This is a genomic window from Streptomyces sp. TG1A-60 (assembly GCF_037201975.1).
Lineage (GTDB): Bacteria > Actinomycetota > Actinomycetes > Streptomycetales > Streptomycetaceae > Streptomyces.
Genome location: NZ_CP147520.1, coordinates 1,062,545 through 1,086,854, shown reverse-complemented (window position 1 = coordinate 1,086,854; position 24,310 = coordinate 1,062,545). Strand labels below are relative to the sequence as shown.

Genomic DNA, 24,310 nt, shown 5'->3' with positions numbered 1-24,310 from the left:
CTCGCGTACCCGGGCTGTGCCGGTGATCACAACACCGCCGCCCCTTTCGCTGATTTACTAGGACGTCCTAGTATTTCTTCCGCAGCGTTCTTCTGACCCGCCCGGGAAGGCCCCCATGAGCGATCTGCACCGCCCTCTGCATCCGGTGCGTCTGGTCACCGCCTCGGCCCTGTTCGACGGCCACGACGCCTCGATCAACATCATGCGGCGGATCTTCCAGTCCCAGGGCGCCGAGGTGATCCACCTCGGTCACAACCGGTCGGTGCGGGAGGTCGTGGACGCGGCCCTGGAGGAGGACGCCCACGGCGTGGCCGTCTCGTCCTACCAGGGCGGGCACGTGGAGTACTTCGAGTACCTGGTCGAGTCGCTGCGCGCGCAGGGAGCGGAGCACATCCGGGTGGTGGGCGGCGGAGGCGGCGTCATCGTCGCCGAGGAGATCGCCCGGCTGCGCGACGGCGGGGTGACCATCTTCTCCCCGGAGGACGGCCAGCGGATGGGCCTGGCCGGGATGGTCAACTCGGTCGTGAAGGACTGCGACTTCGACCTCTGGGACGGCAAGCAGAGCGACGCGGCCGGCGTGCTCGCCGGCGACCGGTTCGCCATCGCCCGCGCCATCACCGGCGCCGAACTCGGCAAACTGCCCGAGGACTTCCTGGGTCGGCTGCGCGCCGCCGCGGCCACGCGGACCACACCGGTGCTCGGAATCACCGGCACCGGCGGCTCGGGAAAGTCCTCGCTGACCGACGAACTGGTGCGCCGCTTCCGTGTCGACCAGCAGGACAAGCTGCGCATCGCGGTGATCGCGGTCGACCCCACCCGCCGCCGGGGCGGCGGCGCGCTGCTCGGCGACCGGATCCGTATGAACTCCCTCGACGGCAACCGCGTCTTCTTCCGTAGCCTCGCCACCCGTGGCAGCCGCGAACTGCCCGAGCACCTGGCCGACGTGATCGACGTGGTCAAGGCCGCCGGGTTCGACCTGGTGATCGTGGAGACGCCGGGCATCGGCCAGGGCGACGCGGCGATCGTGCCGTTCGTCGACACCTCGCTGTATGTGATGACGCCGGAGTTCGGTGCCGCCTCGCAGCTGGAGAAGATCGACATGCTCGACTTCGCCGACGTCGTCGCGATCAACAAGTTCGAGCGGCGTGGCGCCAAGGACGCGCTGCGCGACGTCGGCCGGCAACTGGTCCGCAACCGCGAGGCGTTCGGCACGAAACCCGAGGACATGCCGGTGTACGGCACCTCGGCGGCCACGTTCAACGACGACGGAGTCACCGCCCTCTACCAGCACCTCAGGGCCGGCCTGGCCGAGCGGGGGCTGCCGCTGTCCGACGGGGCGCTGACGCCGGTCGACGTACGCCACTCCTCCGGCATCCGGCAGGTCGTACCGGCGGACCGGGTGCGCTACCTCGCCGAGATCACGGACACGGTCCGCTGGTACCACGCCGAGACCGGCCGACTGGCCGAGGTCGCACGGCGGTTGCAGCGCCTGGACACGGTCAGGGGCGAGCTCGTCGAGGCGGGCTCCGCCGCGGGGAACGTGGAGCGACTCCTCGACGACGCCCGCCGACGGCTCCCGCAGGACGTCGCGGCACAGATCGAGAACTGGCCCGCCGTCGTCGCCGCCTACTCCGGCGACGAGCAGGTGGTGAAGGTCCGGGACAAGGAGATCCGCACCGAGCTGACCCGCGAGTCCCTGTCGGGCAACAGGATCCGCCGCGTCGCGCTGCCCCGCTACACCGACCACGGGGAGCTGGTGGGGTTCTGGCGCCGGGAGAACCTGCCCGGCTACTTCCCCTTCACCGCCGGGGTGTTCCCGTTCAAGCGCGACGGCGAGGACCCGGCGCGGATGTTCGCCGGCGAGGGCGATCCGTTCCGTACCAACCGGCGCTTCAAGCTGCTGTCCGAGGGCCAGCCGGCCACCCGGCTGTCCACCGCCTTCGACTCGGTCACCCTCTACGGCCGTGACCCGGACGAACGCCCCGACATCTACGGCAAGGTCGGCACCTCGGGCGTGTCGGTGGCCACGCTGGCGGACATGAAGGCGCTCTACGACGGCTTCGACCTGGTCGCCCCGACGACCTCGGTCTCCATGACCATCAACGGCCCCGCGCCGACCATCCTGGCGTTCTTCCTCAACACCGCCGTCGACCAGCAGCTGGACAGGTTCCGTGCCGCCGAGGGCCGTGACCCGTCGCCCGAGGAGGCGGCACAGTTGCGTGCGCACGCGCTCGCGAGCGTGCGCGGCACGGTGCAGGCCGACATCCTCAAGGAGGACCAGGGCCAGAACACCTGCCTGTTCTCCACCGAGTTCTCCCTGCGGATGATGGCCGACATCCAGGAGTGGTTCATCGCCCACAAGGTCCGCAACTTCTACTCCGTGTCCATCTCCGGCTACCACATCGCCGAAGCCGGCGCGAACCCCATCAGCCAGCTCGCCTTCACCCTCGCCAACGGCTTCACCTACGTCGAGGCCTACCTCGCCCGGGGCATGCACATCGACGACTTCGCCCCGAACCTGTCGTTCTTCTTCTCCAACGGCATGGACCCGGAGTACTCGGTGCTGGGCCGGGTTGCCCGCCGTATCTGGGCGGTGGCGATGAAGGAGAAGTACGGGGCCGACGACCGCAGCCAGAAGCTGAAGTACCACGTCCAGACCTCCGGACGCTCCCTGCACGCCCAGGAGATGGACTTCAACGACATCCGCACCACCCTCCAGGCGCTCATCGCCATCTACGACAACTGCAACAGCCTGCACACCAACGCCTACGACGAGGCGGTCACCACCCCCACCGAGGACTCCGTGCGCCGGGCCCTGGCCATCCAGCTGATCATCAACCGGGAGTGGGGCCTGGCCATGAACGAGAACCCCCTCCAGGGATCGTTCGTCATCGACGAACTCACCGACCTGGTCGAGGAGGCCGTACTCCAGGAGTTCGAGCGGATCAGCGAGCGCGGCGGCGTGCTCGGCGCGATGGAGACCGGCTACCAGCGGGGCCGCATCCAGGACGAGTCGATGCTCTACGAGCAGCGCAAGCACGACGGCACCCTGCCCATCATCGGCGTCAACACCTTCCGCAGCCCGCACGCGGACACCGCCGAACCCGGCGCCATCGAGCTGGCACGCGCCACCGAGGCGGAGAAGCAGTCCCAGCTGGAACGGCTGCGCGCCTACCAGGTCTCCCACCGCGAGCGGACGCACGCGGCCCTGGCCGCCCTCAAGGACGCCGCGGTGAACGACCGCAACGTCTTCGCCGTCCTCATGGACGCCGCCCGTGTCTGTTCCCTTCAGCAGATCACCGACGCCTTCTTCGAGATCGGCGGCCAGTACCGACGCAACGTCTGACCGGCCCCCGACGCCGCCGCGCACACCGCGAGCAGACCATTGACTTCCCCGCCCGGAGAGTCGAGCGCTGTTCGGCTCTCCGTTTCGCGCGGCCTCCGCAAGATGTGAGCGGCGGCCGTAGTGCGCATACTGGAGCTCCCGGGGTTGTGATCCCTCCCGAGTCACGCTCCGGGGAGAGGAAGAACACGCAGGTGTTTGCCGCGCATGGTCCGGGGCAAGCGCACTGCAGTGCTTCGGACAGGAGGCACGTCCGTGGAAGAGGCGACGTTTCCATCACGGGTGTGTTGTCCCCTGTGCATGCCCGCGCCCCCACGGTGACCGTCCATCCCAGCACCATCAAGGGAGTTGCGACGCACCATGCGTACTCAGGCAAACGCGAAGCACCACCCTCACGACGACGCCCCCGACACCGCGGAAGCCTTCCGCGAGCTGGCCTCGCTTCCCCCGGTCAGCAGCGGGACACTCTGCGTGAACAGATCATCGAGGCGTGGCTGCCCATGGCCGAACGGCTCGCGGGCCGCTTCCGCAGCCGCGGCGAGAGTTACGAGGACCTCCGCCAGGTCGCGTCGCTCGGCCTGGTCAAGGCCGTCGACCGCTACGACCCGGAGCGTGGCAACGCCTTCGAGAGCTATGCGGTACCCACCGTCACCGGTGAGATCAAGCGGCACTTCCGGGACCACATGTGGACCCTGCATGTGCCGCGCCGGGTTCAGGACCTGCGCAACCGTGTGCGGTTCGCCAGCCAGGACCTTTCCCAGACGATTTCCGGGCGGCGACCCACCGTCGCGGAGATCGCGAAGCACGCGAACATGAGCGAGGAGGACGTCCAGGTGGGGCTTGAGGCCCTGGAGAGCTTCACGGCGCTGTCGCTGGACGCGGAACTGCCGGGGAGCGAGGACGGGTTCTCGCTGAGCGACGCGCTGGGTGCGCCCGATCCCGCGCTGGACACCGTCGTCGACCGTGAGGCCGTCAAACCGCGCCTGGCCGCGCTGCCGGAGCGGGAGCAGGCGATTCTCTACATGCGGTTCTTCGGGGACATGACGCAGAGCCGGATCGCAGAGCAACTGGGCATCTCGCAGATGCACGTGTCCCGGTTGATCAGCCGGTGCTGTGACCGGTTGCGGGACCAGGTCATGCGGGATGTCGCGTAGCGCCGTAGGGGCGAGGGGACGCGTCGAGCCGCGCGAACGTCGTGGCTGGACGCGTGGTCTCCGCGCCCCTGACGCATGGCCAGTGCCATGTGGCGGGACATCGTGTCCATCGCCTGGGCCTCGGCCGTGGAGAAGGCCAGGCGGGCGCCTGGGCGGAAGAGTGTCAGGACGCCCCTGACCGGGCCCTCCGCGCGGGTCGCCAGGGGCACCGTCAGCAGGGACGCCACGTTCGCTCGTACGAGGGCGGGAGCGCCGGAGCTGTCGAGGCCGAAGGCGCCGGGGTCGGCGGGCCGGATCTGGAGGGAGGGGGAGCCGCCCCGGGCGGCCGTGGCCTCGGCGGTGGTGGAGAAGAGGGGCAGGGGCTTGGAGAGGAAGCTGGTCTCACTCTCTGACTGAGCGCCTGTCGGGTGACACCTCCGGTCTGGCGCCCGAACCCTGGCACGCGCGCTCGCCGTGGGTCTCGAGTCAGGGGCGGCGCCCGATCCTTGAGTTCCGACCCCGGCGGCGCGGGCTGAACCCCGCGGAGCGCAAGGTCACCCACTCGGCCGCCCCGCGTCCCGCGAATGGTGCCCGGCGGCGCGCGCCCCGCCGGGCCCGGCGCTCTGATGGACCGCGGGGCACGGCGGTCGTGCCCCGCCCGCCGGAGCCGGCCGAAGGAGCCCCGCCCATGCGCCGCAGAGCCCGTGTCCTGTCCGCCACCACCCTGATCGGTGCCGTCCTGGGCGCCGCCGCCCCGGCCGCGTACGCGGAACCGGCGGCCGAGGTGAGCCCGCACACCGTCGAACCGGGCGGCACGCTCACCATCTCCGTCTCCTGCGACCCCACCGGCGGCCCCGAACCCGAAACCATCGACGCCAGCTCGCAGGCCTTCGAGCAGGGCACCGTCAGTCTGCGACGGCTCCCCGGCAACGACGACTCCTCGGGCGGACCGTCCTACCAGGGCACCGCCAAGATCGCGCCCGCCGCGGACTTCGAGACCGACCTCGACGAGGCGGGCGCCGCCACCGAGTGGGACGCCGCCACCGAGTGGGACGCCGCCACCGAGTGGGACGCCGCCACCGAGTGGGACGCCGCCACCGAGTGGGGCGTCGACGGCACCTGCCCGGCGGCACCCGGCGGCGGGGAGACACAGTGGAGCGCCACCTTCAGCGTCTCCCTCGGCGGCGCCCCGCACCACCCCACCCACCATCAACCACCACACGAACCACCACACGAACCACCACACGAACCACCACACGAACCACCGCATCAACAGCCGCATCAGCCACCGCACCAACCCACGCACCAACCCACGCACCACACCGCTCCGGTCCAGCGCGGCGTCCACGCGGGTGGCGGCGGTGCGTTCACCGACTCCGTCCCGGCCCTCGTCGCCGGCGGCCTCCTCATCGCGGGTGCGATCGGCGCCGCCGTGCACCGGCTGCGCCGGCACGACCGGTGGACGCCCTGACCGACCGGAACCCGGCGCCGCTGTGACCGGCGCAACCCGTACGGGCGCCCATGCCGCGCGCGAGCCTGGGTACGGAGAGGCCGAGGGCGCGCAGAGCGCCTTCCGCGGCCCTACGGAGCAACCCGCTCCACGACGAGCGGGATCGACGATCCGGGAGCGGGAAGCGGGCGGACAACGCAACACGACTGCGCGGAGGCACACATGCGGCGGACGGATCCGGTCGGGCACGGTCCGGTCCGCTACGGCCCACCCCTCCCCGGCCAGGGACTGCCGGTCCTGCCCGAACTGGTCGCCGTGCTCTCCGCCGCCGCGGGCAGCCCCCACGCCGCGCCCACCGGCGGCCCGCCCGCGCTCCTGGAAGCCGCCTGCGGCTACTGGGGGCGGCGCGGACTGACCACCGAACCGGACCGGGCCGTCGCCGCGCCCGGTGCCCCCGCCCTGCTCCTCGCGCTGACCGCCGCGATCGGCGGCGACGTCCTGCTCCCACGGCCGTGCGCCGCCTGGTGGGAACCACAGGCGCGGGCGTTGGGCAGATCCGTGTTCCACGTGGCCACGCCCGCCGAATGCGGGGGCGTGCCGGACCCGTACGCGCTCCTGGAGACCGTGCGCAGGATCCGGGCCGAGGGCGGTGACCCCCGACTGCTCGTGCTGTGCGTCGCGGACGATCCGACCGCCACCGTGGCCCCGCCCGAGCTGGTGCACGAGGCCATGGAGGCCGCCCTGGGGGAGGGGCTGCACCTGGTCAGCGACGAGACCTGGCGCGACACCCTGCACGACCCGCACGACACCGTGCTGCTCAGCCCCGCCGAGATGCTCCCCGACCGGGTCACCGTCGTCACCGACCTCGCGGGCCCCTTCCTGCCGCCGGGCTGGCCGGCCGCCGTCGCCCGTTTCCCGGCAGACGGGGCCGGTACGGGGCTGCGCGAGCGGGTTCTCGACGTGCTCACCGCGCTCGGCGCCCGGGTCGCCACCCCGGTCACCGCTGCGGCCACGTACGCCCTAGACGAGCCCGCCCCCGTCACCGAGCGGCTCGCCGCCACCGTACGTCTGCACGCGCGCCTCGCCGCCGCCGCGCACCGGGCCGTCGTGGCCGCCGGTGCGCTCGCGCTGCCGCCGCGCGCCGGGCGGCATCTGTACGCCGACCTCGCGCCGCTGCGTTCGGCACTCGCCGCACACGGCGTCGGCGACGCCCAGGAGGCGGAGGACTTCCTCACCGCCCGGCTCCAGATGCCCGCGCCCGGCGGCCACCGGTTCGGGGACGACCTAGCGGCGCTGCGCGTCCGGCTGTCCACCGACCGGTTCCTCGGCACCACGGACGCGGAGCGGGCACAGGTCCTCACCGCGCCCGACCCCCTGGAACTCCCGCACGTGGGCAGCGCGTTGACGTTGTTCGGAGCCGCTTTCGCGGATCTTCGATGACGAGTGCTCCCCGGCCCGACGAGCGCGACCGCCCGTCAGCGCCCCGCAGCCGCAACGGTCCCCGGCCTCAGCGTCCTCAGCGCGCTCAGTGCCTGTCAGCACCTCTCAGCGACCTTCAGTGACGACGATCCTTCGTGACGACGCTCAGCGACGGGAGCCTCCTCGATGACGCAGCGGTCCGAGTCGACCACCTCAGCCACCACGTCCAGCACCACCTCCACGACGACCACCGAGGACACCGACGGTCCGGCGTCCGTCCCCCACCCCGCCCACCCGCTCCCACCACTCGCCGAGCCCCGCCCCCTCGGCGAGCGCCGCCGATGGCCGAGCTCCTTCGCCGACCGGCTGACCACACCCCTGCCCGGCCTGAACGCCTTCGCCCGGTTCGCCCGCGAGGGCTCGGTACGGCCGGGCGCCGACGGACTCGCCGACATCCCACGACTGCCGTACGAGCCCGCGCCGTTGCCCCGCGTGGACGCGCGTACCGTCGCCGTCTCCTGGGCGGGGCACGCGAGTTGGGTGGTGCGGATCGGCGGGCTCACCGTGCTCACCGACCCCGTCTGGTCCCGCCGGATCCTCGGCACCCCCGCCCGGATCACCCCCGTCGGCGTCCACTGGAACGCGCTGCCCCGCGTGGACGCGGTCGTCATCAGCCACAACCACTACGACCACCTCGACGCGCCCACCCTGGCCAGACTCCCGCGCGACACCCCGGTCCTCGTGCCCGCCGGGCTCGGCCGCTGGTTCCGGCGGCGCCGGTTCAGCCGGGTCACCGAGCTGGACTGGTGGGAGGCGGCCGAACTCAACGGCGTCCGCTTCGACTTCGTGCCGGCCCACCACTGGTCCAAGCGCACCCTCACCGACGCCTGCCGCTCCCTGTGGGGCGGCTGGGTCCTCACGGCATCCGACGGCAAGCGGCTCTACTTCGCCGGCGACACGGGCTACGGCCACTGGTTCTCCCTGATCGGCCGCCGCTACCCCGGCATCGACCTCGCCCTGCTGCCGATCGGGGCCTACGATCCCCGCTGGTGGCTCAGCGACGTGCACTGCGACCCGGAAGAGGCGGTCCGCGCCTTCCAGGACCTCGGCGCCCACCGTATGGCCCCCATGCACTGGGCCGCGTTCGTGCTGTCGGCGGAACCGGTCCTGGAACCACTGACGCGGGTGAGGGCGGCCTGGACAGCGGCGGGCCTCCCCCGAGGGGACCTGTGGGACCTGCCGGTGGGCGGCTCCCGCGTGCTCGACTGAAACGGTGCTGTGCCTCTGTGCGGCTCCGCCGCGCGGGCCCGAATCAACCACCACGAACCGCGGCCCGCACCGCACGACAAGCCCCGGGCTCTCCCCCGCTCTCAGCCCCCTTCTCGGCGGAGCCACCGCCGCCACACGCCCGGCGCCGCGCTGATCAGCAGCGTCAGCACGACCGCCGCCAACACCCCTTGCCACGGCTCCTCGAACAACGACCCACCCAGAATGCCGATCAGCTGATACGTCAGGGCCCAGGCGAGGCATGCCGGCAGGTTCCCCCGGGCGAACCGCCGCAACGGCATCCTCGACAGCAGACACGCCAGCATCACCGGGAGACGACCGGCCGGCATCAGCCGGGACAGCACCAGCACGGCCACCCCGTGGTCGTCGAGCTTCGCCCGAGCCTGGGCCAGCCGGTCCTCCGGCGCCCGTCGGCGGATCGCCTCCAGCCACCGGGAACCGTTCTTCGAGTCCATTCCGCGCCGCCCCAGCCAGTACAGCGCGATGTCCCCGAGGAACGCGGCCACCGACGCCACCACGAACAACAGCAGCAGCGTGAACGGCGCCGTCTGATGGAAAGCCACCACGGCCGCCGAACTCACCAGCGCCCCCGTCGGCACCACCGGAACCAGCGCTCCGACGAGCACCAGCAGGAACAGCGTCGGATAGCCGATCGCCTGCTGTGTGGACGCGTACGGCAGCGGAGTGCCCGCGGCGGCCAGAACGATCACCGGGCATTCTCCGGACGCAGTCTCGGCCGGCGTCTCATCGGGCCTCCCCCGGTCGTATGCTCTCCCCGTGCCCCAGCCGGTGCACGGCCACGCCGGGGGCGCGGGCGGCGGCCAGGCGTACGAACTCCTCGCCGGGAGCATGGAACTCATGGGGGCGCACGGCGTCCATGCCGATCGGCCAGTACGTGCCGTAGTGGACGGGCACCGCGCACCGGGGCGCGAGCAGCGCAAGCGCCTCGGCCGCGCGCCCCGCGTCCAGGTGGCCCTCGCCGAGATACGGTCCCCAGCCGCCGACGGGAAGCAGCGCCACATCGACCGGCCCGACCTCCTTGGCCATCGACTCGAACAGCTCGGTGTCCCCGGCGAAGTAGGTCCGCGCGTCGCCCTCGATCACATAGCCGAGCGCCGGTGACCGGTGCGGTCCGACCGGGAGCCGCCGCCCGTCGTGCCGGGCCGGCACGGCACGGACGACCAGGTCACCGACCCTGATCTCGTCCCCGGGTGCCGCCTCGGAGAGCCGCAGATGCGTCAGCCTGCGCAGCCTCGGCACCTGGCGTGAGGCGCCCCTCGGCACCACCAGCCGGGTCCCCGGGGCGAGCCGGGCCAGCGACGGAACGTGCAGATGGTCGGCGTGCAGATGCGACACCAGCGCGACATCCGCGACCGCCGCCGTCGGCGGGGGCGGCGCACCCCGGCGCCTGCGCAGATGAGCGAGTCGGCGCGCGAAGAGGGGGTCGGTCAGCACCCGCGTCCCCGAGTCCTCCACGGTGCAGGTCGCGTGCCCCCACCAGGTGATCTCCACCGGCACTCCGTCCGCCTCCTTCGCGCTACTGCCCCGAGCGTACGGGCTGGAGTAGGGTCTGCGGCGAAACCCGGAGGTGAGGGGGACACCATGGGAGACAAGGGAGTCGAGAGGGATGCCTCCGCCGTGGTGTGCCCGGACGCGCCTGGGGGACGCGCCGGGGCGCCGGTGGTGCGGGGCACGGTGGTGCGGGTCGCGACCATAGCGAGCCTGACGCCGCTGGAGGAGCTGGAGGCGGATCCGTTTCTGGTCGACTCCCGCAGCCAGCACGCCATGTGTGCCCGCTGGGCCGCCGAGCGCGGCTACGTGGTGACGCGCGAACTGCTCGTCCGCGGGCTGCGCCCCGACCACTGCGCCCTGTGGGCGGACGTCGACGCCGGCCTCGTCGACCTCTTCGTCGCGCCCAGCCGCCGTGTCCTCGAACGCGCGCTCGCCTCCGTCGAGGACTTCACCGCCGAGTGCGCCCGCCGCGGCATGCGGATCGAGACCGTGGGCCGCGCGGAGCCCGCCTACGACGCCCAGATGAAGGCCCGGGTGCACCGCCGCCTGTCGATGCCGACAGCGGGGTACGACGGCCGCTGAGCCGGGGCCCTCGGGCGCACGGACCCGCAAGCGTGCCCCGTCCCTGCGCCCGGTGCCGCCCCTGCATGGCTCCCCGGCGCCCCGGCCCTTGTGACACGCTGGGCGCAGGATCGGGACGTGAGGTGGGCGGGCGTGGGCGGACGGCGTTGGCGGAGGGTGCTGAGCGGCGTCTGGCGGATGCTGGCCGTGTGGGTGGTGTCCACGCTGACGATGCTGGTGCTCGCGGGGGCGCTGCCCGACTTCCGGCTGCAGTCCGAGACCGGCGAGAGCGCCACGCAGATCGCCGTGACCGCGGCCTTCGGGGCCGGCGCGTTCGGTCTGCTCTCCTCACTGGTGTGGCCGCTGCTGGTACGGGCGTTGCTGCTCGTACCCGCTCTCGTCCTCGGTCTGCTGGTCTTCTTCCTCAACGGCTCGCTGCTCCTCCTCGCACTGCGGATCAGCCCCTCCGGGCAGGGTGCGGCGGCGCCCGAGACCGCCGTGGTGGTCGCCGCGGTGATGTCCGCCGTCGCCTCCGCCACCGGTGGTGCCCTCGCCGTACGGGACGACGACGCCTACCGGCGCCGCCTGTACCGGCTGGCCTACCGCCGTCGCCGGCACGCCCACGGCGGGCCGGGGCCCGCCGGGCCCGGAACCCTCTTCCTCCAGCTCGACGGCGTCGGCCACGACGTGCTGGAGACGGCGGCGGAGCGAGGCCTCATGCCGACCGTGGCCGCCTGGCTCGGCCGGCCGGCGGACGGGACCACGCACGTCCGGCCCACCCACCGGCTCACCCCGTGGCGCACCGACTGGTCCAGCCAGACCGGCGCCAGCCAGCTCGGCATCCTGCACGGCAGCAACGACGACGTGCCGGCCTTCCGCTGGTACGAGAAGGACAGCCGGGAGGTGGTGGTCTGCAACCGGCCCTCCAGCGCCGCCGAACTCCAGCGCCGGGCCATCGACCGCACCGGCGACGGCGGTCTGCTCACCGTCGACGGCGCCAGCCGCGGCAACCTCTTCAGCGGCGGCGCGGAGCAGCTCGCGCTCGTCCTGTCGATCGCGGCCCGCAGGGACAGGCGCAACCGCTCGCGCGCCGGGTACTTCGCGTACTTCTCCGACCCGGCCAACGCCGTACGCACCGCCATGTCCTTCGTCGCCGACGTCCTGCGGGAGACCGGCCAGTCCACGCGCGCACGGTTCGCCAGGCAGCGGCCCCGCGTCAAGCGCGGCGGTCTCTACCCGTTCATCCGCGCCTTCGCGACCGTCGTCGAACGCGACGTCGTCGTCACCGCGGTGATCGGCGACATGTTCGCGGGCCGCACGGCGATCTACGCGGACCTGGTGGCGTACGACGAGGTCGCCCACCACTCCGGCCCGCACAGCCGGGATGCCGCGCAGGTCCTCGAACGCCTCGACCGTTCCCTCGCGTTGATCGCCCAGGTCGCCGAACACGCCCCGCGCGCCTACCGGATCGTCCTGCTCTCCGACCACGGCCAGAGCCCCGGCGAGACCTTCCTGAGCCGCTACGGCCTCACCCTCGGCGACCTGGTCCGCGCCGGTTGCGGCCTGCCCGTACCGCGCCGCGCCCAGCGCACCCACAGCGGCGCCGAGGCACGGTCGGCGGTCCGGGCCGCGCTGCGCATCCCCGTCGAGGAGGGCGGCGAGGAGTACCGGCCGACGCGCCGCTCGGAGCCCATCGTCCTCGCCTCCGGCAACCTCGGCCTCGTCTCCTTCCCGGACGTGTCGCACCGGATGAGCCGTGAGGAGATCGACGCCCGCCACCCGGCCCTGCTCTCCACTCTCGCCAACCATCCGGGCATCGGCTTCGTCCTCGTCCGCAGCGAGGAGCACGGCGGCGTCGTCCTCGGCTCGCACGGCACGGAGATCCCGGTCGACGAGCTGAGCGACGAACACCCGGGCCCTCTCGCCGACTTCGGTCCGGGCGCCGCCGACGCCGTACGCCGCACGCACGGCTTCCCGCACGTCGCCGACATCATGGTCAACTCCTGGTACGACCCGGCCGAGGGCGAGGTCCTCGCGTTCGAGGAGCAGATCGGCTCCCACGGCGGTCTCGGCGGCTGCCAGGCCCGCCCCTTCCTCATGTCCCCGCTGGTGTTCTCCGCGCCGGTCGAGGACGGCGAGGACCTGGTCGGCGCCGAACGGATCCACCACGTACTGAGGCGATGGCTGCGCGAGGCGAACGGCCCCCAAGTACCGCTGGCCCACGGCAGCGCGCCCCCGAGGGGCGCGGGCGACCGCGCGCCCGGCCACGAACGACCCGCACCCGCCAAGGAACAGAACCCTGCGGACGCATAGAGCACCGGGTCCACGGGGTGCTCGACTGCCGTTCACCGCGCGGGAGGCCAAGTTCCGGGTGCGGTGAGCCTGGGATGTCCCGGAGTGTGATCGGATGGGGGCAGGCAACCCGGCACCGACACCCGGAAACCGGGACCACACGCGAAAGGAATGACCGTGGCTACCACGCGCTCCGCACACACCGTCTGGGAAGGCAACCTGCTAGAGGGCAACGGTGTCGTCACCTTCGACTCCTCCGGCGCCATCGCCGAGCAGCCGGTGACGTGGGCCGCTCGCACCCAGGAGGCGAACGGCAAAACCAGCCCCGAGGAGCTGATCGCGGCTGCCCACTCCAGCTGCTTCTCCATGGCGTTCTCCCACGCCCTCGCCGGTGCCGGCACCCCGCCCACCAAGCTCGTCACTTCCGCCGACGTGACCTTCCAGCCGGGCGAGGGCATCACGGGCGTCCATCTCACCGTGGAGGGCACCGTGCCCGGCCTCGACGAGGAGGGCTTCGTGGCCGCCGCCGAGGGCGCCAAGGTGAACTGCCCCGTCAGCCAGGCCCTCAAGGCGGTACCGATCACCCTCTCCGCCAAGCTGGTCTGACCCCCGGCCGAGCCGTCCGCACCCCGCCTCCCCGGCCGCCGGAGCCCGGTGGCCGGGGAGGCGGGTCTCGGTGAGGGGGACGGGAGGGACCCGAAGGGGGAGCGGCGTAGGGCGGTCGCGGGTCACGGCTGGTTCGGGGGCTCAGTACCTCTCCCGGTAGCGCCGCAGGACGTCTCTCGTGTGCTCGGCGGACGCCGCGTGCGCGGCCATGTGGTCGAGGACCTCCAGGTGCATGGCGACCTCGTCCCGGGAGTCGAGGTAGAGGGCGCCGGTGAGGTACTCGGTGTAGACCATGTCGGGGAGTTCGGGTTCGGCGAAGCGGAAGAGGGAGAAGGGGGCGTAGGTGCCCGGGTGGGGCCCGCTGGTGAACTCGCAGACCTGGAGAATGACATGGTCCTTCTCGGTGACCTCCAGGAGCCGGTCGAGCTGGTCGCGCATCACGTCGGAGCGGATGCTCACCGGCCGCGCCAGCGCCGTCTCGTCCATGATCACCCAGAGGTGCGGAGGGTTCTCCCGGGTCAGGAGCTTCTGCCGGGCCATGCGCAGCGACACATGGCGCTCGATCGCCTCGGCCCCTGTCCCGCCGACGGTCCCGGCCTCCATGACCGCCCGCGCGTACTCCTCGGTCTGCAACATCCCCGGAACGAAGTGCGGCTCGTACTGCCGGATCAGATACGCCGCCCCCTCAAGGCTGACGTAGAGGCTGAACCAGTCGGGCAGCACATCGTGGAACCGCTGCCACCAGCCAGGCTGGTTCGCCTCCTCGGCCAGCGTCACGAACGCGGCGACGTCGTGCTCGGCGACGCCGTACGTCGTCAGCAGGACCTGCACGTACGGGATCTTGAGGGCGACGTCGGCGGTCTCCATGCGCCGTACGGTCGCCGGGGCGACCCGCAGGACACGTGCCGCCTCCTCGCGCTTGAGCCCGGCGGCCTCGCGCAGTTCCCGCAGCCGTCTTCCGAGCACCACCTGACCCACGGTGGGTGCGGCCCGCCGTTCACTCACGCCACGCCTCCCCACGCGCCGAGCTGTACGAAACAGTCTGTCATGTTCCGGTGCGCGTCTCACGGGTACCCGGAACGCGACCCCCCGGACGCCCCGGATCACCGGTCGCCATGACGTTCCCACAAGGTACGGCGTGCCATGACCGCCGAGGTAATCGACCGCCGCCTGCCCCGCCCGGCAAGGTTCTGAGGGCCCCGTCAGACCGTCGGCGGCGCGCCCGCACGCGTACGGGCGGGCCGCCGGCGCGCCCGCCCGACCAGGGACCCGGCGGCCGTGCTGTGGCAGGCTGAAGGGGACCGCACGTCATGGGGGAACGTCTCGGAAGGAGTTGGCCATGCCCGTCACACCCTTGTCGCAGAAGGAGATCGAGGACCGGCTGGCGGAGCTGCCCGGCTGGTCACTGGACGGGGACCGGATCGCCCGCTCCTACCGGCTGGGCTCGCACTTCGCGGCGACCGCGCTGGTCGTGCACATCGCCCAGACGCAGGAGGAGCTGGACCACCACTCCGACCTGACCCTCGGCTACGACACCGTCTCGCTGACCATCCACACCCACAGCGCGGGCGGCGCCGTCACCGAGAAGGACTTCGAGCTGGCCCGCAGGGTGGAGGCGCTCGCGCCCGGCCACGGAGCGAGCTGAGCCGGGTGCTGGACTACGACAAGGAGGCGGACGCCTACGACGCGCTCCGGGGCGGCGAGCACCGGGCCGAGGCCGCCGCCCACGCCGTGCTGGGACTGGTCCCCGAGGACGCCCGCCGCCTGCTCGACCTCGCCTGCGGCACCGGGATCGTGACCCGGCGGCTCGCCGCCGCGCGGGACGGGATGCGGGTCACGGGCGTCGACCGTACGCACGCCATGGCGAGCCGGGCCGCCGCCCGGCTGCCCGGCTCCGTGGTCATCGGCGACGGCCGCCGGCTCCCTTTCCGCGACGCCGAGTTCGACGCCGTGACCAGTGTGTGGCTGCTGCACCTGCTGGGCGGCCCGGAGGACGTACGGACGGTCGTCGGCGAGTGCGCCCGGGTGCTCCGGCCGGGCGGCGTGTTCGTCACCACCGTCGACAAGGCCGCCGCCCACAACGTGGGCAGCGACATCGACGCCGTTCTCGCCCCGCGACCCCGGACGCCGGCCGTGGACACCTCGGCGGCCGTCGAGAGGTACGCCTGCGCACACGGTCTGCGCGCCGCGGGCGAAGCCCGCTTCCCGGGCCGGGGCCAGGGCCGTAGCCCCCGCCGCACCGTCACCGACCTGCGCCGCGGCTGGTTCGTCACCCTCCCGCCCGGCGACCCCCTCGCCGACGACTTCGCGGCCCGCCTCGCGGCCCTGCCCGACCAGGACCGCCCCCGCCCGGAGCCGGAGTTCACGTTGCGGGCCTTCCGCAGGACCTGACGGAACCCGCCCGTGCTGTTCGGCGGCTCCGGGGCGGTCGGCGGCGACCGAGGAAACGGAATCCGCCCGTCCTGCCAGCAGGTAGCCCCGTGCGGCACCCGCACGCGCCGGCGGAACGGGGCCTTCACCCGCCGTTCTGGTGGATCCGGCACCGTGACGCCGACGAGTGAGGGCGCGCGCCCGCCCCGGGCGCGCGCCCTCGTCCCGTCCTGCCCGGGTGTCAGGTCACCGTGCAGGACCGGTCACCGAGCCGGAAGGCGGTCGGTTCTCCGTTCGTCCCCGACCGGCTTCCGGTGAAGCCGAAGCTCACCGACGAACCCGCCGCCACCGTGCCGTTCCAGCTGATGTTCCTGGCCGTGACGGCCGATCCCGACTGCGTGTGGTCGGCGTTCCAGATCTGGGAGACGCTCTGCCCGTTCGGGAAGGACCAGCCGAGGGACCAGCCGGTCCACGCGCTCGTCCCCGTGTTGGCCAGCCGCACATCCGCCTGGAAGCCGCCCGACCACTCATTGGTGATCGTGTACGTCACCGCACAGGCACCCGTCGGCTCCGGCTCCGGGCCGGGATCGGTGCCGCCGCCCCCGCCGCCCGTGCCGGAGGATTCGCCGTAGATGACCCCGCGCCCGTTCGTCGCGACGTAGACCCGCCCGTAGACCCTCGGGTCACCCGTGATCGCCGCACCCGTCCATCCCCACTGATGGGCGTCGTCGTTGATCCGCGTCCAGGTCGCGCCCTTGTCCGTCGAGCGGAAGATGCCGCGCACACCGCCGATCTTGGCGCTGGTGTAGAGGGCCTGGTACGAGGCTCCCGGCGCCGCCTTCCCGAAGCCGATCGTGTCGGCCTGCTCGACGCCTGAGAGCTTGGTCCAGGTGGCGCCACTGTCCGTCGAGTGCCACAGACCGTACGCCCCGTCCGTCGCGCCGCCCGCCAGCCACACGTCGCCCTTCTGGCCGGGCAGCGCCTTGAAGCGGACGCTGTCGCCGCTCGGCAGGCCACTCGCGTTCGACGCGGTGAAGGTGGCGCCGCCGTCCGTACTGACGTAGAACTTCCCCGACTTGAAGCCGTAGAAGGTCTTCGGGTCGACACGGTCGGACTCGACGATCGCGCCGGACGGTATCCCGCTCGACGCCTGCCACGAGTTGCCGAAGCCCGTCGTGTACCGAACGCCCGTGCCCGCCGGACTCCACACGAACCGGCCGCCGTCGGCCGCCGCCGCGACCGTGCCGCCGCCGCTCACGCCCGACGGGTCGGTGCCGGCGAACCAGTTGGCGCCGTTGTCCGTGGAGAAGGCGATGTGCGGGCCCGAGTCCAGGTTGCCGACGCGGACGACCGTGTTCGGGCTGGACTCGGCGAAGTCCAGGCTGGTCGTCGACGTGAAGTTCGGCTGCGTGAACATGACCGACGGGACCTTCGTCAGGTCCGTGTGGCGGAAGCCGCCGATGTCGCCGAGGGCACTGAGCAGCGGGGCGCCCGACGGGGGAGAGGCGAGGTCGTTGACGGCCGTCTCCTCCAGGCCCCGCACCATCGGCTTGATGGTGAACCGGCTGCCGCTGTCCCAGTTCCCCAGGTTCTCCGTGCCGTAGATCGTCGCGCCCGTCCCGTACATCATCCGGTTCGAGTCGAACGGGTCGATCTCCAGTGCCTCCGTCATCCAGCCGAGCTTCGGCGTCTGCTCGGGTGGGGAGGGGTTCGCGCCCCAGGTCAGCCACGGCGAGGACGAGACGTCCATCGTGTAGCGGTTCGAGCGGTTGGGGTACGAGGTGTAGTCCCAGGCCCTGGTCCACGTGGCGCCGCTGTCCGTCGAGCGGAAGATCTGTGTGTCCGGCCACCAGGAGCTGTACGCCGTCGCCATGACCGTGCCCGGGTCCTGCCGGTCGACCGTCAGGCCGCTGAACCCGTAGTACGTGTCGGCCTCCGCCACCGGGCTGATGTTCGTCCAGGCACCCGTCGCGGTCGCGTACCGCCACAGCTGGCCCTTGCCGCCGTCGTACGGTCCGCCCTTGTCGCTGTAGGAGAGGTACAGATGGCCGTTCGCCGCGTCGAGGACGCCCTTGTGGGCCAGGTGGCCGGTCGGCTGTCCGGCCACCCGCGACCAGGTCGCGCCCGCGTCCGTCGAGCGGTACACCGCGTTGTCCTTGTCCGCGACCCCGACGTAGAGGGTCTTCGTCGCGTTACCGGAACTGCCCGTCGACTCGTCGAAGGTGACCCAGACGATGCCCTGGTTGTCGCTGGAGTACCCGCTGGTGTCGGACGGATCGGCCACGTAGTCGCCGACGTTGGGGAAGTTCGTCACCTGCGACCAGGTGACACCCGAGTCCGTCGACCGCCACAGCCCCTCGCCGCTCGGCGCGCCCAGATACAGCACGCTGTTGCGGTTCGGGTCCACGGCCAGACGCTCGCCCATGCCCCGCCCGGGCATGTTCCCGCCCAGCTTGAACGGCAGGTTCGTCTTCTGCCAGCTCGCGCCCCGGTCCGAGGAGCGCAGGACCGCCCCGTTCCCCGGGTCCCAGCTGTTGGTGTACGTACCGGCCGCCACGTACACCTTGTCCGGGTCGACCGAGTCGGAGGCGAGGCTCACGATTCCCGTGTGCCCCCAGTCGTCCCAGCCGACCGAGTCGAGCAGCGGGGTCCACGTCTTCGACGACTCCACCCAGCGGTAGGCCCCGCCGATGTCCGTGCGGGCGTACGCGAGGTTCTTCTCCTTGCGGTTGAAGACGATGCCGGGGACGAAACCGCCCCCGTCGATCCGGGCGTTCTTCCAGGTGTAGGTGTCGGCGGCGATCGACACCGATTTCTCGGCGGACCTGTCGGGGGGCTCGTCGGCGGCCAGCGCGGGCGGCGAGCCCGCGAGCAGTCCGGCCGAGAGGGCCAGTACGGCCGTGAGGATGCGGGTTCTTCGCACGGTGGGGTCCTCTCCGAAGGGGTGGGGGGAGGCGCGAAGTTCTTCGAGCAGAGCACAGCGCCCGCGCCCATGGGGGCGCGGGGCTGCGTCGATGTGCGGCTACCGCCGCGTGGGTGCGATCAGCCAGGGACAGTCCCCGGCCGTCACACGACCGGAGCTACTCCAGCAACTCCGCATACGAACCCATGGCCAACGCGATGTCGGCCTGGGCCCAGAAACGGTGATACGTGAACGACGGCGCGGCGCCACCCGCCAGGTACGCCTCGATCTTCGACCAGGCGGGATCGTCCTCGTAGAACGACCGGATCGAATCGAAGGTCGACGACGAGTCGATGACGTCACCGTTCGGCATCGTCCCGGTCCAGCCGCTCGGCACGTACACCCGGTCGTCGAAGCGGTTGTAGTCCGCGCGGGTCTCCGGGACGGCGATGCCGAGCCCGTCCTGGTGGTGCTCCCACATCCCGTCGAGCAGCGCCTTCGCCACGCGGGCGGCGTCGGCGTCACCGGAGCGGTCGGCGTAGTACGTCAGGGTCTTGGCGTACGCGGCGGCCACGCCCACGTCGTCGGTGTAGTCGGCGACGGTGACGTGAAGTCCCGCGTTGGAGCCGGGACTCGACGCGTTCCAGGTGTCGGGCGCACCGGACCACTGGAGCGTCGACGGCATGCGGTACGTCCCGTCGGGGTTGATCGTGGTCTTGGACAGGGCCCAGTCGACCCACTTGTCGAGGACCGTCTTGGCACCGGCGTTGCCCGTCTGCTGGTAGTACTCCGCGACGCGCTCCATGGACCATGCCTGGAAGCCGAACCACTGGTTGGACGGCGGGTCGTGGTACACGGGCTTCTCGTCGTAGAACATGCCGTAGAAGGTCGGCGTACCGGCCGGGGGAGTGGCGTACCGCCCCGCCCAGCTGTTGGTGGCGCCGCCCGCGATGCCGCCCTCGTCCGACTGCAGCCAGCGGTAGAACTCGATCTGCCGGTCCAGGGACTTGGCCCAGTCCGCCTGCCCGGTCGAGGACTTGGGCTTCAGCGGGGGGTAGTTGGCGAGCGCGTGCGCGGCCAGCGGGTTCTGGTAGCCGCCGTGCGCGTGGCTGGAGCCGATGCGCCACGCCCAGCCGGCGCTCGTGTCGGTGGCGCCGCCCCACGCGTAGTACCAGGACATCAGATAGTGGGAGGCGTCCTTGCCGGTACCCGCGGGGCAGGTCGTGGCCCCCACACAGTTACCGATCTTCTTGAAGTACTTGTCGTACATGGAGTAGCGCAGATAGTCGCCCATCTTCGCGGCCTTGCCGATGGTCGCGGAGACGTCGGCGCCCTTGCCCTGCTCCTTGGCCCAGATGTCCGCCCAGTACGCGGCCTGCACGGCACGCGCGTCGGCGTCCGGCGCGTTGGTGAACTTCCACTGCTTCGCGTACGCCGCGTCACCGGTGAACAGGTCCAGATAGCCGTTCGGGCCGCCGTACTTGAACTGGTCGCAGGTGGGCTGCGGGATGGTCTCCCACACCGACTCCTGCGGCCCGCGCTGGAAGGTGTTGATGTACGACGGTCCGGTGTCCGACGGGCCCGCCTCGCACTTGCCGGGCGAGTTGCCGTAGCCGTAGACGTTGTCGACGTCCTGCAGCCAGTGCATGCCGTACACGTCGTCCGTGCCGTACGCGCTCTTCAGCTCGCCGGCGATGGGGTCCGGACCGACCGGGGCGCCGGGGTCGAGCTGTGCCGGGTACTCGTTCGGGGTGTCGTGCTCGGGGGCGTAGGTGGCCGGCTTGTTCGCCGTGTAGAAGGAGTTGGTCGGCTGGTCGGCGTGGGTCGGGATCATGTACCTCTCCATGATCTCCCAGGCGCCGTTGAACTTGGACCAGTCGCCCGTGACCTTGCCGTACATGGCCTGGAGCCACAGGAGGTAGCTGTACGCCTCCGAGGTGGTCTCATGGCCGTGGTCCGGCGCCTCGACGATCAGTGTCTCCACCGAGTGGTACGGGATGCCCTCGGGGGAGAAGTAGCCGTTCGCCGGGTTGGTGATCTTGCCGTAGAGCTCCAGGAAGCGGGCGTCGTACTCGCTCGCCGCCGCCAGCTGCGTCACGGTCACCGCGGCCTTGGCGTGGCCGTCGGCCGTCGACTCGAAGACGGCCGAACCGGTACCGGAGGAGTTGGCGCCGATGGTCACCTTCTGGGCGGTGTTCCAGTTCGACGGCGTGAAGCTCAGCGACCCGCCGCCCGTCACGGACAGGCCGGTGTTACCGGACGCCCGCGCGGTCGTCACCGTCACGTTGGCCGACGGCTGTGTCGAGAGTTTCACGTCGTACGTGCTCGACTCGCCCTGCCGCACGCCCAGTTGGGTCGGCGAGACGACCACGGCGGGGCCCGAGGCGACCGTGATGCCGACCGGTGTGGAGTCCGCCGACGCGCCCAGGCTGTCGTACGCCTTGGCGACCAGCGAATGGCTGCCCACGGCCAGACCGGTCGCCGAGAACGTGTACGGCGAGGTCGTGTCCGTGCCCAGCAGCCTGGTGTCGTCGTAGAACTCGACCTTCGTGATCGTCGCGTCGTCCGCGGCGGCGGCCGTGGCCGCCATCGGCACCGCGTCCCCCTGCGAGTACACCGCGCCCGCGCTCGGGCTGGTCAGCACCGTGATCGGCGGCTGGTGGGCGCCCACGCAGGCGGTGCCGTTGATCGCGAAGTCGGTCGGCGCGGCGTTCGTGCCGCTGTAGGTGAACTGGGCCCCGGTGGTCACGGCGGCGCCGACGGCGATCGTGCCGTTCCAGGACGCGTTCTTCGCCGTCACGGTTTTGCCGGACTGTGACCAGGTACCGCTCCAGCCGTTGGAGAGCTTCTGGTCGCCCGTGTAGTCGTACGTCAGGGTCCAGCCGCTGATGGCCTCCGTGCCCCGGTTGCTGATCGTGAGCTCGGCGGTGAAACCCGAGCCCCAGTCGTTGGTCTTGTAGTCGACGTTGCAGGCGACCGCCGCCGCGCTGGCGGGAGTCGCGCCGGTGCTGAGCATCGTCAAGGGGAGGGCGAGGGCCGCCACCACGGCGGTCCACAGGCGCCGCGTGGCACGGCGTCTCCGTCTGGGGTGCATGCTCTGGTTCCTTCCGTGCGGCTCTTACGAAGGCGGGGGCGGAGCAGCAACAACAAGCCTTGAACCAGTGGGAGCGCTCCCATATTGAGGAGAGGGGTGCAGGGGGTCAAGGTGTTTGAAGAGTCGAAAAGATTCGACGACGGCAGAAAAGATTCGTGGTGCGCAATAACGCGACACCTCTGTTTTTTACCGTCACTTGGCGCTACCTTCACCAGCACCAGTGGGAGCGGTTCCATCAGTCGACGCGTCCGTCCCGGCGTGTCCGAGCTGCAAGGAGTCGCTCATGCGACACCCCCCGCGTTCAGGTCTTTTACTCGTCGGCGCGAGCATCGGCGCCGGGTTCACCGCGTCGTGGCCGGGAAGCACCACCATCCCCGCGTAGCCGCCGCCCAGGTCCCGCTGGGCGTGCCCGCGCACCACGTCGGACCCCGTTCGGAACCTCCACGTACACCCCACTACGGAAGAGGAAACCCGCACTCATGAGCCGTACCAGAACAGCACTCCTCGCGGCGATGGCGCTGGTCGCCGGCGCCGCCGGGACCGCGATGGCCGTCGCACCGGACGACGTCGGCGCCAAGGCGATCCCCTGCACCGTCGAGTACAAGGTGCAGAACCAGTGGTCCACCGGCTTCACCACCTCCGTCACCGTCACCAACAACAGCGCCGCCAAGACCTCCTGGGCCGTGAAGTGGTCGTACGCCGGCAACCAGACGGTCAGTAACGCCTGGAACGCCCGGCTGTCCCAGAGCGGCACCTCGGTGACCGCCGCCAACGAGACCTACAACGGCGCGCTGGCGACCGGCGGTTCGGTCAGCTTCGGCTTCAACGCCTCCTACAGCGGCACCAACGCGCTCCCGACGACCTTCACCCTGGACGGGGTGACCTGCAACGTCGACGACGGCGATGGTGGCGGTGGCCCCACCGACCCGCCCGGCCCGGGCACGAAGGTGGACAACCCGTACTCCGGTGCCAAGGTGTACGTGAACCCCGAGTGGTCCGAGAAGGCCGAGTCCGAGCCGGGCGGCAGCCGGATCTCCGACCAGCCCACGGGTGTCTGGCTGGACCGGATCGCCGCCATCAACGGGGTGAACGGCGGCATGGGGCTGCGCGACCACCTCGACGAGGCGCTGGAGCAGAAGGGCTCCGGCGAGCTGGCCATCCAGGTCGTGATCTACAACCTGCCCGGCCGTGACTGCGCGGCGCTCGCCTCCAACGGCGAGCTGGGCCCGACGGAGCTCGGCCGCTACAAGACCGAGTACATCGACCCGATCGCGGCCATCCTCGCGGACCCGAAGTACGCCGCCCTGCGCATCGTCACCACCGTCGAGATCGACTCGCTGCCCAACCTCGTCACCAACACCGGCAGCCGCCCCACGGCCACCCCCGAGTGCGATGTGATGAAGGCCAACGGCAACTACGTCAAGGGCGTCGGCTACGCGCTCAACAAGCTCGGTGACGTGGGGAACGTCTACAACTACGTCGACGCCGGCCACCACGGCTGGATCGGCTGGGACGACAACTTCGCGGCCTCCGCCACCGTCTTCAAGGAGGCGGCGACCGCCGAGGGCGCCACGGTCGACGACGTCCACGGCTTCATCACCAACACGGCGAACTACAGCGCCCTCAAGGAGAACAACTTCTCCGTCAACTCGACGGTGAACGGCACCTCCGTCCGTGAGTCGAAGTGGGTCGACTGGAACCGTTACGTCGACGAACTGACCTTCGCCCAGGCCTTCCGCGACCAACTGGTCTCGGTGGGCTTCGACTCCGGCATCGGCATGCTGATCGACACCTCCCGCAACGGCTGGGGCGGCAGCGCGCGTCCCACCGGCCCGGGTGCCACGACCACCGTGGACACCTACGTCGACGGTGGGCGCTACGACCGCCGCATCCACATCGGCAACTGGTGCAACCAGTCGGGAGCGGGCCTCGGTGAGCGTCCGCAGGCCTCCCCCGAGGCCGGGATCGACGCCTACGTGTGGATGAAGCCGCCGGGTGAGTCCGACGGGTCCAGCTCCGCCATCCCGAACGAGGAGGGCAAGGGCTTCGACCGCATGTGCGACCCGACCTACACGGGCAACCCGCGCAACGGCAACAACCTGTCCGGCGCCCTGCCCAACGCGCCGATCTCCGGGCACTGGTTCTCCGCCCAGTTCCAGCAGCTGATGCAGAACGCGTACCCCGCGCTCTGAGCCCGATCGAGTGAACCGGCCCGCCAGGGGGCAGCCACGCTTCCCCAGCCCCTGGCGGGCCGGTGGCGTTCCGGTGTGAGCCACGTCACGATGGCGGAGGTGGGCGGGTGCGATGAGTTCCGGGTGGCGCGGCGGTCTTCATCGCCGTA

Annotated in this window: 15 protein-coding genes and 1 pseudogene; 11 read left to right on the top strand and 5 right to left on the bottom strand. The window is 71.4% G+C overall.

Features of this window, described 5'->3' with window-relative positions; genetic code table 11:
* Positions 1-115 precede the first annotated feature (115 nt).
* The 5 genes and pseudogenes from icmF to WBG99_RS04120 all read left to right on the top strand — a co-directional run bounded on the left by icmF (position 116) and on the right by WBG99_RS04120 (position 8,614).
* Positions 116-3,346 (top strand): fused isobutyryl-CoA mutase/GTPase IcmF, encoded by a 3,231-nt coding sequence (gene icmF / locus WBG99_RS04140; protein WP_338895025.1) that lies wholly within the window; start codon positions 116-118, stop codon positions 3,344-3,346.
* A 357-nt stretch (positions 3,347-3,703) separates the two neighbouring features.
* Positions 3,704-4,497, top strand: a pseudogene (locus WBG99_RS04135) (RNA polymerase sigma factor SigF).
* 667 nt (positions 4,498-5,164) lie between these two features.
* On the top strand, positions 5,165-5,947 hold the full coding sequence (locus WBG99_RS04130) for a hypothetical protein (RefSeq protein WP_338895024.1): 783 nt from the start codon (positions 5,165-5,167) through the stop codon (positions 5,945-5,947).
* A gap of 201 nt (positions 5,948-6,148) precedes the next feature.
* Positions 6,149-7,366, top strand: coding sequence for an aminotransferase class I/II-fold pyridoxal phosphate-dependent enzyme (locus tag WBG99_RS04125; RefSeq protein ID WP_338895023.1), 1,218 nt, complete (start codon positions 6,149-6,151; stop codon positions 7,364-7,366).
* A gap of 165 nt (positions 7,367-7,531) precedes the next feature.
* On the top strand, positions 7,532-8,614 hold the full coding sequence (locus tag WBG99_RS04120) for an MBL fold metallo-hydrolase (protein ID WP_338895022.1): 1,083 nt from the start codon (positions 7,532-7,534) through the stop codon (positions 8,612-8,614).
* Positions 8,615-8,715: 101 nt separating this feature from the next.
* Here WBG99_RS04120 and WBG99_RS04115 read toward each other — a convergent pair whose 3' ends face one another.
* The gene (locus WBG99_RS04115; RefSeq protein ID WP_338895021.1) at positions 8,716-9,342 is read right to left on the bottom strand and encodes a VTT domain-containing protein; all 627 of its coding nucleotides are present in this window, start codon (positions 9,340-9,342) and stop codon (positions 8,716-8,718) included.
* Between the two features lie 34 nt (positions 9,343-9,376).
* A complete protein-coding gene (locus WBG99_RS04110) occupies positions 9,377-10,150 on the bottom strand; it encodes an MBL fold metallo-hydrolase (RefSeq protein ID WP_338895020.1) in 774 nt (257 codons plus the stop codon).
* Positions 10,151-10,234: 84 nt separating this feature from the next.
* Between WBG99_RS04110 and WBG99_RS04105 the strand changes: the two genes are divergently transcribed.
* From WBG99_RS04105 to WBG99_RS04095, 3 genes are all read left to right on the top strand, one after another.
* The gene (locus WBG99_RS04105) at positions 10,235-10,726 is read left to right on the top strand and encodes a hypothetical protein (RefSeq protein ID WP_338895019.1); all 492 of its coding nucleotides are present in this window, start codon (positions 10,235-10,237) and stop codon (positions 10,724-10,726) included.
* Between the two features lie 177 nt (positions 10,727-10,903).
* Positions 10,904-13,018 (top strand): phage holin family protein, encoded by a 2,115-nt coding sequence (locus WBG99_RS04100; protein ID WP_338900202.1) that lies wholly within the window; start codon positions 10,904-10,906, stop codon positions 13,016-13,018.
* A gap of 156 nt (positions 13,019-13,174) precedes the next feature.
* Positions 13,175-13,603: an OsmC family protein gene (locus tag WBG99_RS04095; RefSeq protein ID WP_338895018.1), complete on the top strand. Its 429-nt coding sequence runs from the start codon at positions 13,175-13,177 to the stop codon at positions 13,601-13,603.
* A gap of 141 nt (positions 13,604-13,744) precedes the next feature.
* Here WBG99_RS04095 and WBG99_RS04090 read toward each other — a convergent pair whose 3' ends face one another.
* Entirely contained in the window at positions 13,745-14,608 is an 864-nt protein-coding gene (locus WBG99_RS04090) for a helix-turn-helix transcriptional regulator (RefSeq protein WP_338895017.1), read from the bottom strand.
* Between the two features lie 334 nt (positions 14,609-14,942).
* On the opposite strand from WBG99_RS04090, the gene WBG99_RS04085 reads away from it, so the two are divergent.
* Both WBG99_RS04085 and WBG99_RS04080 read left to right on the top strand, forming a co-directional pair.
* The gene (locus WBG99_RS04085) at positions 14,943-15,248 is read left to right on the top strand and encodes a 4a-hydroxytetrahydrobiopterin dehydratase (RefSeq protein WP_338895016.1); all 306 of its coding nucleotides are present in this window, start codon (positions 14,943-14,945) and stop codon (positions 15,246-15,248) included.
* Between the two features lie 5 nt (positions 15,249-15,253).
* Entirely contained in the window at positions 15,254-15,994 is a 741-nt protein-coding gene (locus WBG99_RS04080) for a class I SAM-dependent methyltransferase (RefSeq protein ID WP_338895015.1), read from the top strand.
* Between the two features lie 220 nt (positions 15,995-16,214).
* Here WBG99_RS04080 and WBG99_RS04075 read toward each other — a convergent pair whose 3' ends face one another.
* Positions 16,215-18,896, bottom strand: a complete 2,682-nt coding sequence (locus WBG99_RS04075) for a cellulose binding domain-containing protein (protein ID WP_338895014.1) — start codon at positions 18,894-18,896, stop codon at positions 16,215-16,217.
* Between the two features lie 157 nt (positions 18,897-19,053).
* The gene (locus WBG99_RS04070; RefSeq protein ID WP_338895013.1) at positions 19,054-21,969 is read right to left on the bottom strand and encodes a glycoside hydrolase family 48 protein; all 2,916 of its coding nucleotides are present in this window, start codon (positions 21,967-21,969) and stop codon (positions 19,054-19,056) included.
* Between the two features lie 479 nt (positions 21,970-22,448).
* Between WBG99_RS04070 and WBG99_RS04065 the strand changes: the two genes are divergently transcribed.
* Entirely contained in the window at positions 22,449-24,161 is a 1,713-nt protein-coding gene (locus WBG99_RS04065) for a glycoside hydrolase family 6 protein (protein WP_338895012.1), read from the top strand.
* Positions 24,162-24,310: the final 149 nt, after the last annotated feature.